The organism is Thermoanaerobacterium thermosulfurigenes, assembly GCF_051201035.1.
In the GTDB taxonomy this organism is placed as follows: Bacteria; Bacillota; Thermoanaerobacteria; order Thermoanaerobacterales; family Thermoanaerobacteraceae; genus Thermoanaerobacterium; species Thermoanaerobacterium thermosulfurigenes.
In genome coordinates, this window is record NZ_JBPODR010000042.1 from 1 (window position 1) to 10,542 (window position 10,542).

Annotated in this window: 7 protein-coding genes and 2 pseudogenes; 1 reads left to right on the forward strand and 8 read right to left on the reverse strand. The window is 31.3% G+C overall.

All coding sequences use genetic code 11. The features are described from left to right. Positions 1–236: 236 nt before the first annotated feature. Positions 237–608 (forward strand): hypothetical protein, encoded by a 372-nt coding sequence (locus HNR52_RS11365; protein ID WP_435620627.1) that lies wholly within the window; start codon positions 237–239, stop codon positions 606–608. 137 nt (positions 609–745) lie between these two features. Here HNR52_RS11365 and pdxA read toward each other — a convergent pair whose 3' ends face one another. The 8 genes and pseudogenes from pdxA to HNR52_RS11405 all read right to left on the reverse strand — a co-directional run bounded on the left by pdxA (position 746) and on the right by HNR52_RS11405 (position 10,449). Continuing rightward, positions 746–1,717 (reverse strand): 4-hydroxythreonine-4-phosphate dehydrogenase PdxA, encoded by a 972-nt coding sequence (gene pdxA / locus HNR52_RS11370; RefSeq protein WP_435620621.1) that lies wholly within the window; start codon positions 1,715–1,717, stop codon positions 746–748. Further along, the gene (locus tag HNR52_RS11375; protein ID WP_435620622.1) at positions 1,718–2,929 is read right to left on the reverse strand and encodes a four-carbon acid sugar kinase family protein; all 1,212 of its coding nucleotides are present in this window, start codon (positions 2,927–2,929) and stop codon (positions 1,718–1,720) included. 594 nt (positions 2,930–3,523) lie between these two features. Then, positions 3,524–4,672: pseudogene (locus HNR52_RS11380) on the reverse strand (IS3 family transposase). 86 nt (positions 4,673–4,758) lie between these two features. Then, on the reverse strand, positions 4,759–6,477 hold the full coding sequence (gene ilvD / locus HNR52_RS11385) for a dihydroxy-acid dehydratase (protein WP_435620623.1): 1,719 nt from the start codon (positions 6,475–6,477) through the stop codon (positions 4,759–4,761). A 396-nt stretch (positions 6,478–6,873) separates the two neighbouring features. After that, positions 6,874–7,072: pseudogene (locus HNR52_RS11390) on the reverse strand (IS110 family transposase); the annotation flags it as partial. A gap of 38 nt (positions 7,073–7,110) precedes the next feature. Continuing rightward, positions 7,111–8,049, reverse strand: a complete 939-nt coding sequence (locus HNR52_RS11395) for a dihydrodipicolinate synthase family protein (RefSeq protein ID WP_435620624.1) — start codon at positions 8,047–8,049, stop codon at positions 7,111–7,113. Positions 8,050–8,091: 42 nt separating this feature from the next. Next, complete coding sequence (locus HNR52_RS11400) at positions 8,092–9,417, reverse strand: FGGY-family carbohydrate kinase (RefSeq protein WP_435620625.1); 1,326 nt, start codon at positions 9,415–9,417, stop codon at positions 8,092–8,094. Positions 9,418–9,489: 72 nt separating this feature from the next. After that, positions 9,490–10,449, reverse strand: a complete 960-nt coding sequence (locus HNR52_RS11405) for a class II fructose-bisphosphate aldolase (RefSeq protein ID WP_435620626.1) — start codon at positions 10,447–10,449, stop codon at positions 9,490–9,492. Positions 10,450–10,542: the final 93 nt, after the last annotated feature.

Sequence of the window (10,542 nt, forward strand, 5' to 3'; positions counted from 1 at the left end):
AGGAATAAAAATAGTACGCAAAGAAGTACAAAAGCAGCGTGTTCAATGGCTGTATGAGCGAGCTAATAATAAAGTACCTATTGATGAAATTTTAGCAGAACTACAGTTAGCATAGGTGTAGTGCATCTATTTGATGGTAATATTTGTTATCAATTTTTCTCATCTATAGATTCTAACAAAAATATTGGCATAAGAAAAGTGAAAAAGATAGACTTGATGCAAAACATATCGCTGCCATTGGTTATTCGCCTGACACCAAAGTTTCTGTTATGCCCGCTGAGTTAATTTTAAATCTTAGATGTTTATGCAGAGAGTACTATAGCCTTGTCGATAATCGTAGTTCTTATGTGAATAAGCTTAAAGCTCAGTTGCATATTGTTTTTCCAGGTATCAGCAAGGTTTTTTCTGACATTACTGGTGTTACGGCTGTTGCTGTGTTAAAGAGATTCCCAACGCCAGAAGATGTTATAAATGCTCAATCTGATGAAATTATTAAGCTTATCTCATTATCATCAAGAAGAGGCTTAAACTACGCTAAAGCTAAGTATAATAAACTATTTAAAGCTGCTAAAAGTGTTAAACTTTTCGTGTCCACACTTATATACTAACACCATTAAGTAATAAAAGTCGTAGTTGACATAAAATTGAGAAACCTGTGTAAGCTTTCTTTTAATCATTTCATACATAATTTTCACTATCATTGTCTACTTTTAATTTATTTGTCGCATTTAATTATACAAGGAACTTATAAAAATAACTCAGCGGTTTTCATAGCTTCTAACATGCTTTCTTCATTTGCAATTCCCTTTCCAGCAATATCAAAGGCGGTTCCATGATCAACAGATGTTCTAATAATTGGCAAACCCACAGTCATATTTACGCCTTTATCAAATCCCAATAACTTTACAGGAATATGCCCTTGATCATGATACATAACAACTACTATATCATACTGTCCATTTGCTGCTTTAATAAATACAGTATCAGGAGGAACAGGTCCATCTACATTAATATTTAAATTCTTTGCTTCCTCTATTGCCGGCATTATTTCTTTGATTTCTTCCATTCCAAAAAGCCCTGATTCTCCAGCATGTGGATTAAGACCAGCAATAGCAATCCTAGGATTATCAATCTTCATCTTTTTTAAAATATCATATGCTAGATGTATAACATCTAAAACTCTCTCCTTCTTAACCCTGTCGCATGCATTTTTTAATGAGGTATGAGTTGATACATGAATTACTTTTAAAGGACCTCCAATTAGCATCATTGCATATTTATTTGTTTTTGTTAACTTTGCAAAAATCTCCGTATGACCATCAAAATTATGTCCCCCTAAATGCAAAGCTTCTTTATTTAAAGGCGCCGTAACTACAGCATCAATTTCGTGGTTTAAAGCTGAATTTATAGCTCTTTCAACATATTTAAATGCAGCGTCTCCACATTGAGGTGATACCATTCCTATATTTAAATTATTAATATTTAAATCATAGACATTTATAACATTTATATACCCATCTTTATATTCCTCGATATCGTTAATTTCAATTATATCTTTTTTTATTTTTAAAAGTTCTTTATAATATTTTAGCAAATTTGTACTACCAAAAACAATGTATCTTGACTTAAACTCATTATTACTGTCGAGCGCTTTTAAGATAACTTCAGGTCCAACTCCAGCTGGATCTCCCATAGTAATACCAATATATGAATTCATTCATGCCATCTCCTTTAACTTTTGAATCCAATATAGTATTGAATCATCATTTCCAAATGCTCCAGCTTTTGTTACAACTTTTAAACCATCACATACTCCGCCACGCAATTCCATTAAAGGTATGCCAGGCAAAAGCTCATCTATTATTTTTGAGCCCGTGGAACCTAAGCTTTTTATAAAACTTATGGCTGTATCACCGCCTGTTAAAAAAACGCCAGAGATGTTTAATTTAGTCATAATCTCTTTAGATATCTTTCCTATTATTAACTGCGTAAATCTACTTACATCTTCTTTTTTCATCTTATTTGCTTCTCCAACTTTGATAGCATTTATATAATCATTTTGAGATAATGCAGTAACTAGTACAGTATCATTTCCTTCATTAATACTATTAATAGACTCATTTATTAAATCTTCTATATCGGTGTTTAAAATTAAAGAACTTATGTCAATTTTTATTATCTTGCTCCCATTTGCTGCTAAATATTTGATTTGCTTTCTTGATACTTCGCTAATACTGCCTACAATACTTAGAACAGGTTTCAAAGGAAATAAAACTTTCAAAAGTGCACTGGCAAGTCCCGCCGATCCAACCCATAACACTTTTTTATTTAGCTGTAATACAGAATCTACAACATTTATCATATCATTGTTTGTTAAAATATCAAAACTAAAAATCCGACCTTGAGAAAAATTAAAGTATTTATTTCTTACATCATTTAGATAATAATGTATTACTTTTTCTTTTATCTCATTTTCTAAAAATAATTTTATATTATCTTCTTTCACAGGTTTTTTAGGATCATTTGCTATTTCTGTTTTAGTTATGGGAATACCATTCATTAATTGTACACCATTTAATGTAGTTCTATTGTTATCTGGATAAGCTGGAGCAAAAATTATAATATCAGGTTTGTACACATCTTCAATGGCTTTAATCTCTGCACTGATATTTCCTCTTAATGTTGAATCAACTTTTTTGTAAACATATTTAAAATCATATTTCTCTAAAATTTTAGATGCTTCTTTAACCCTATTATATGCTTCATCAAAATTCAAATCTCTGGTCTCGGTATCAATTACAAAAGAAGAATTTGTATTTACATATTCTGGATATAATGTTACATAGGTATCTACACCTCTTTTTTTTAATTGAACACCAGTATCATTAGCTCCCGTAAAATCATCTGCAAATACTATAAAATTTTCCACTAATTATCTCTCCTTATATAATATGATTTGTAAACAGGCAAAAAGATTAATTTTTAATATAATTAAAATTTAATTGAACTTTGATATTGGTGTTAGTATATAATTGTGGACACGAAAAGTTTAACACGATAGAATAATTTAAGGAAAAATGAATGTTAAACAGTGTCCAAAAACGGTATTCGATATTCAGAAAAATTTAAGCAGCAGGTTATTGGGCTATTTACTCTATTGCGATAAAAAAGTTTCGTTCTCACTTTTTTAAGCCGACTGTAGAGGAAAAGGAAAAAATTATCAATTGAGACTTTAAATCCTCAAATATTAACGAAAAATAGTGTACCGATATTACATATATCTATGACAATTAAAGACAGATAGACATATCTTGTTTTTGTTATGGATTAGTAAAAAGATTATTAAATATGTATATGGTACTTCTAAGACCACGGAATTAGCAATCAAGGCGGTATAAAATGCCTACCTTAATATTAAAAACACAAAAATAAATGTCGTATACAACTAATGTCTTAAGACATGGCATGAGAGATTCATTTTAAGGATGACCGTGAAATAAATGTGCATAGTGCTTCAACAGCTTTAAACCACTTGCATTAATATATTAGACTTGCCATAATAATATTCAACTGTGTGTACAAAATTCTAACGTCTGATACGGTCTCTTGAAGTTGTAATGTTCTATACATTCTTGTGTTATCTTTCTTAGTTCATACCCAGTTTCACAGTCTTTTAGATATAACTTCTCCCTTTTGCAGCTCCTTAAAAACGTTCTATTCGTTGATTATCCAATGCTCTATCTTTATATCCATAGACATTTTGATATTATTTTCTTTCAAAAAATCTATAGTCATCACAGAAAATTGTAGCCTTGGTAACTATTCATAATTTCGGGTGCCCCATGTTGTTTTATGGCCTTCTTAATTGTATCGATGACAAAAGTATGTTCAAGTGTGTTGGACAATGCAAATTCTACGATGCACGTAGAATACCAGTCTATAATGGCTATTAAGTACATAAAGCCCCGTTTTATCCGACAATATGTTATATCATCTATTGACCATACCTGATTAGGATGATCAATGTTTAAGCCTCTTAACAAATATGGATAAAGATATTTAACCATGTAGATGCTTACTAAGATTAGTACATGAGCAAAAACCGTATATACACATTTCTTGCATATAACGGCAAGTCCTTTTGCGGTTGGTAATAATACCATAATCCCTTTTCAGAATAATTGTCATCCTACGGTATCCAAATTCCGGATGCTTTGTATAGACCTCATCGATGATGTGCTTGATCATATATTCTTCATCACTTATTGGAACAGGCTTATAATAAAGATTTGTGCGGTTAATGCTCAAAGGCTTAGTCTTTCTGCTGATGCTGAGCTTCTTATTATTTCTATCAATCATTTCCATTCGTTCTTCGTGGGATTTAGAGTTGACCAGATTTTTTTAAGTCAGGCATTCTCATAAGAGAGTTGCCCTATTTGTTTCAACAATTCTTCCTTTTCATTTTCATATGACTTCTTAATCTATTCTATCGCATCAGTTTCTTTACTGAATATCCTTGTTGCATTATTGATAAACTCTGCTTTCCAGCGACTTAATAGATTTGAATGAATTCCGTATTCAGCAGCAATCTCATTCAGCACTTTTCTTTCTACAAGACCTCTAATACGATTTTCACTTTTTGTTCTGGTGTAAAATTTTTTCTCTTATTCATGATTATATTCTAACCTATTTTTGCTGTTTTGTCTGTCTAGTTTTTCGGTATCATTATACTATTATTTTTTTACTATAAATCTTAATTTATTTAATGTATGCACCCTTCATAGCTGAAACTGCATGATCTGTATATAGTTTAAATACTCCCTTTCTTTTCCTTTCAGGTTCTTTCCATTTTAATTTTCGCTCATTGAAAATTTTTTCTATCTCTTCATTAGTGCATCTTTCTCCATTAATTCCGATAACATTCAATTTTCTATTTTCTATATCTAATTCAATTAAGTCACCATCCTCTATAAGAGCTATCGGTCCACCAACTATTGCCTCCGGTGAAACATGACCAACACAAGGTCCTCTTGTACCACCTGAAAAGCGACCATCCGTTATCAATACAACTGAATCATTTAATTTTGGATCCACAGCAATTGCCTCAGTAGTCATTAACATTTCTGGCATACCCGAACCTTGTGGCCCTTCATACCTTATGAACAGCACCATACCAGGTTCAACTTTTCCCTTTACAATAGCTTCATAGCACTCTTCCTCTGAATTGTAAACTTTTGCAGGTCCAACATGATACCACATATTTTTATTTACAGCTGAATATTTAATAACTGCACCTTCGGGAGCTATATTACCCTTCAATACAGCTACAGAACCAAATAATTTCGTTTCTTTAACTGGTCTTATAATGTCTTCTCTTTTCAAACCATAATTATTTAAATATCCGATTACACGTTCAAAGAATCCTTCGTTTTCCATTTCCTCTAAATTCTCTTTTAAAGTTTTCCCTGTGACAGTCATTACATCTAAATCCAAATAATCCTTTAATGCTAATTGAACCATCGGAATTCCACCTGCATACCAAAGCAATTCAGTTGGATATTTCCCACTCGGTGTTATATTGCAAATATGTGGTATTTTATGATTTAACTCATCAAATAAATCTGGATCTAATTCATATCCTATTTCATGCGCAATCGCAGGTAAATGAATCATTGCATTCGTTGAACCACCAATTGCAGCGTGAATAACAATCGCATTTCTAAAAGCTTCTGGAGTTAAAATATCCTTAGGCATAATATTTTTATCAACAAGGTTCATTACAGCATAACCAGCTTTTCTTGACCAATCTAAAATATCCCTTAATGATGTAGGTAACAAGGCACTCCCTGGTAATGCCATACCTAGTGCCTCTGCCATGCATTGCATTGTACTAGCTGTTCCCATAAACTGGCATGCTCCACAAGAAGGACATCCTGTTAACCTATAATTTCTGATTTCTTTTTCCGAAGTAATATCTCCTCTTCCTATCTCACTTACGTTTGTTAAACTAGTGCCCATATTGGGCGATATTCTCATACTTCCACCTGGTATAAATACGGTTGGAATGTTTATTCTACTAGCTGCCATTAAATGAGCTGGAACTGACTTGTCACATCCGGCCACAAGTATCATTCCATCCCAAGGTATAACAGAAGCATGTAATTCAATCATATTGCAAATAAATTCCCTTGATGCTAAAATAAAATTCATCCCATCATGTCCCTGCGCCCATCCATCGCATAAATCAGTTACTGTAAATCTGGCCGGTCGACCACCTTTTTCCCAAATTCCAATACTTGCCTCTTCAGATATCTTTGAAAGATGTTTACTACCTGGATGGCTCTCGCCGTATGCATCATCAACCAATATTTGAGGCTTTTCCAAGTCTTCAAGAGTCCACCCTATTCCTGTATGCAATGCATCCATCTGTATCCAATTTTTTCTGACTCTCTTACTTTTAGGTTCATATGAATTCACTTATTTTCACTCCTTCTATAATCTTTAATTTTCTTAATTTGCTCGCTCATTCTTAGGATTTTAAAATTAACAAAATAAAGTTTTTTAATAGAATTTATATTAATGAGAAATATTGGAATCATAGGTGACTTTAATAAGCTAGTTCATTACCGGTAAATTATGTTTGGTAATGAATATCCACATGTCTTAAGTAGTTACCATCCTGTATTTCATAGTAACAGCGTTCCTAACTTCTCTTGTTCAACATAATTCATGAGATAGTTGTCGATTATGCTCCATTACAGCGTCATCGCTCTAATTGTATATATACTACCAACAACTCCAGGCATTACATTGTTAAAGATCATTTCCTAAGAATCTGTAAGTAATATTTTTGAATAAAAATCGTTATTAATGTTAAGCAGTATTACCTGTAATTTCTGAAGTTCTAATGTCATTTATTAATTTTTTCGGATTATAAGCAACATATTTTATATTTATTGCATAAAGAATTCTTATAAGTTTACAGTACAGTACTAAGAGATTGTTTTTTCTTTAGAGGATTATTTGTATATGTTGTATAATACTGTAATAACTCAAATTCTCTGTTTTTTGCGCCATTGGCATTATTGCTTTGAAGGGTAATGCTCTCTATTAATTAATTATTAACTCCTTAATCTTATTCTCAATGTTATTTAATAAGTTTCTTAAGCCTAAAATATCATTATCATCCATCGGCAATAACGGCAATCTTGGTTCACCACCCGTATATCCCAAAATGTTCATAGTAGCTTTAACCGAAACAACACTTCCATAACTAGATATTTTTCTATTTAAATCACAAAGTAATTCACTTAACTTTTCAGCTTTATCATTCATATTGCAGTCATATAGCTCCTGAATCTTACAGCAATAATTTGGAAAATAATTTGCCATTGAAAGAACTCCACCAATTGCTCCTTTCGTTAATCCATCTAAAAATTTAGTAATAGAACCAGATAACACATAAAAATCTGAAATGTTCTTAACTGCATCAATATAATTTCCTAAATCTAGTTGCGATGAGTCTTTCATTCCAACAATATTTGGATGTTTTGCAAGTATTGATATTGCTTCTGGCGATATAACAACACCATTTGCTGACTTCGGGATACAATAAATCATTATTGGTATTCTAGACTTATCAGCAATTTCCCAATAATATTTTACTAACGCTTGATCATTCATCATCTTAGGAAAATAATTTGGAGTAAGTATACTAACAAAATCCACATCTAAATCAGCAACTTTTTTTATAAATTCAATTGTTGCATAAGCAGATTCTCTCCCTACACCAACAATTAATGTTTTATCAAATGATTTGTTTTTAGCTATTAATTCTATTACTTTTAATGATTCATCATCAGTTAAGCTTTTAAATTCCCCATTGCTGCCTAAAGCCATGTAACCCTTTAATCTACTTCCATTCAATTTTTTAATATTGGATATCAATCCATCATAGTCAATTTCCTGATTGATAAAAGGAGTTACTAATGGAGCAAAAACCCCATATAATTTTTCTTTAATATTTGAATTATGCATATATGCTTTCATACCTTTCTACATAATTATTTTTCACAGATAAACCACATGTATTTATTTTTTATTACTTTGTAAAGCTAACTTTGCGTTGCCAATTATCGAACAATCATTTACTACCTGAAAATTATAATTCTTAAATATGTTTCTTTTTAAATCTACTATACTTGGATTACTACTTAATCCGCCTGTTATTTTAATTGTATTATTTAATTTTAAAAAACTACTAGCTAAATTAAATACCTCTAATATTGGTTTATGAATCCCATATAATATGCTTAACAACATGTCATCCCGAGTTGTACTTAATGTTAAGCCAGAAAAACTACCTCTTTTTTTAATTAAACTATGTCTATCTCCTGTAAGATATGGCGAAAATTCCACTTCAATATTCTTGCAATTTTTCTTAATCAATTTTTCAAGATAATCACCATAAAATTTATCTTTATCAATTTCTCTAAAAAATTCCTTTCTAAACCATTCTATTGCAAAGCCGCCAGTAACTATAGAGAATACTTGCCATTTTCCTGGAGACACTGCTTTTCTAATATAATATTTTTTACCTAATATTGGTCTATCTGTAATTATTGATAAAATTTCACTGCTTCCAGATATATTTAAAATATCACCGGAGTTTGAATTTCCCGCACCAATTTGTGAAATTGCAGCATCATTAGTGCCAAAAGCTACAGGTATACCTTCTTTTAAACCCGTCAACTCAGATATATTTTTTCGAAGATGTCCATATACATTTCCAGCATAAATAACATCTGGTAATTTACCCTTATTAATGCCGAAAGTTTCACAAATATCATCTGACCAACCAGAATCTTTAACAGTTTCATAAATTCCAGTCATTGACGCATTAACGTGATCAATACCCCAAAAACCTGTAAGTTTTCTGTAAAAGTAAGTGTTAAAATGCGCTATTTTATAAGCTTTAGAGAAAACTTCAGGTATGTTTTCTTTAATCCATAAAATGCTTGTCAATGACACACCACCAGCAAATGGCAGTACTCCTGTAATTTCTTGATACCTATCTTCACCAAAATATTTTAATATCTCATTAGATTGATTCAAACTTCTCCTATCTAAATGTGTTATTACAGGATATAAATAATCACCACTAGCATCCATAAATATTACTGATGGGGAAAAAGTATCATAAACTAGCATATCAACTTTTGGCATAAAGTCATTTAGCTTATGAGTACATTTTACAAAAGCTTTAAATAATTCGTCAGGATTAAGTTCTATTTTATCATCATTTAGCACTTCAAATTGATATTCCTCTTTAATTGATTTAATCGTTTCTAATTTTTCATTTAAAATTGAAGCTTTTAATGAAGAAGTTCCAAAATCTAAAGACAATATGTATTGCAATCTTTTTCTTCCCTCCTAAAAATGTATTAGAACGGCAGACATTAAAATGTTTATATTTTTATTTTACAGCTATTATTCAACAATTTCATTTAAATTTTTGTCTTTTTCAAAGAATTTATTATCAGAAATATATTTCAAAACATCATCTGCTCTATTATTAGAATTTAATAGCTGTATCTTTTCTCTTACTGTATTTACAACATTTTTTCTCGCACTCTCCCCATATTTTCTGACATCAACTATTTCTGGATGTTGGCTAAAATATTCTTTTAGCGAATTTGTAAAAGCTTTATTTAATTCTGTAGCAAAATTAACTTTTGTAATGCCAGCCTTAATTGCCTTTACAACATGTTCATCTTTTACTCCTGAAGCACCATGTAAAACTAAAGGCGCATTAACTATGCTACTTATCTCTTGTATCCTTTCTATATCTAATTCAGCAGATTGTACTTTCATTCTATGTGCGCTTCCAACAGACACTGCAAGAGAATCTACATTTGTTTTTTCAAAAAATTCCTTTGCTTCTTCTGGTGTCGTATAATACTTCTTCATTTCTTCTAATGTCAATGGACCTTTTTCTGAATCAGGAACTCTTCCAATTTCCGCTTCTAACGGTATGCCTGCAGCATGCGCCATTCTCGCCAATTCCTTTGTTATTTTAACATTTTCTTCAAACGATAAAGATGAACCATCAAACATAAGAGATGTAAAACCTGCTTTTAAAGCTTTTACGACAACCGAATAGTCAACACCATGATCTAAATGGCAAACCACAGGAACACTTGATTCTTTTGCTAGTGTTTTAACAATTGAACTAATACACTTTATGCCAGCATATTTTATAGCGCCTTGGCTTATTTGAACAATTACAGGTGATTTTTCTAATTCAGCCGCCTCTATAATAGCTTGTGCAACTTCCATATTATTCGCATTAAAAGCTCCTACCGCATATTTATTTTTCAATGCATGTATTAACAATGCTTTACTATCAACTAATGGAATCGTGACCATCTCCTTAATTTTATTATTCACTAAAACTTCGCACATAAATAATTACTCTGTTCCTTGAAAACTTAATGCTTTGCCAGAAAAAAGTAATAGTAATTTACACAATTATGCACACTT

Bases quoted from the DNA above. Each gene is read 5' to 3' on its own strand.
- pdxA (WP_435620621.1), bottom strand. From the start codon at position 1,717: ATGAATTCATATATTGGTATTACTATGGGAGATCCAGCTGGAGTTGGA.
- HNR52_RS11395 (WP_435620624.1), bottom strand. From the start codon at position 8,049: ATGAAAGCATATATGCATAATTCAAATATTAAAGAAAAATTATATGGG.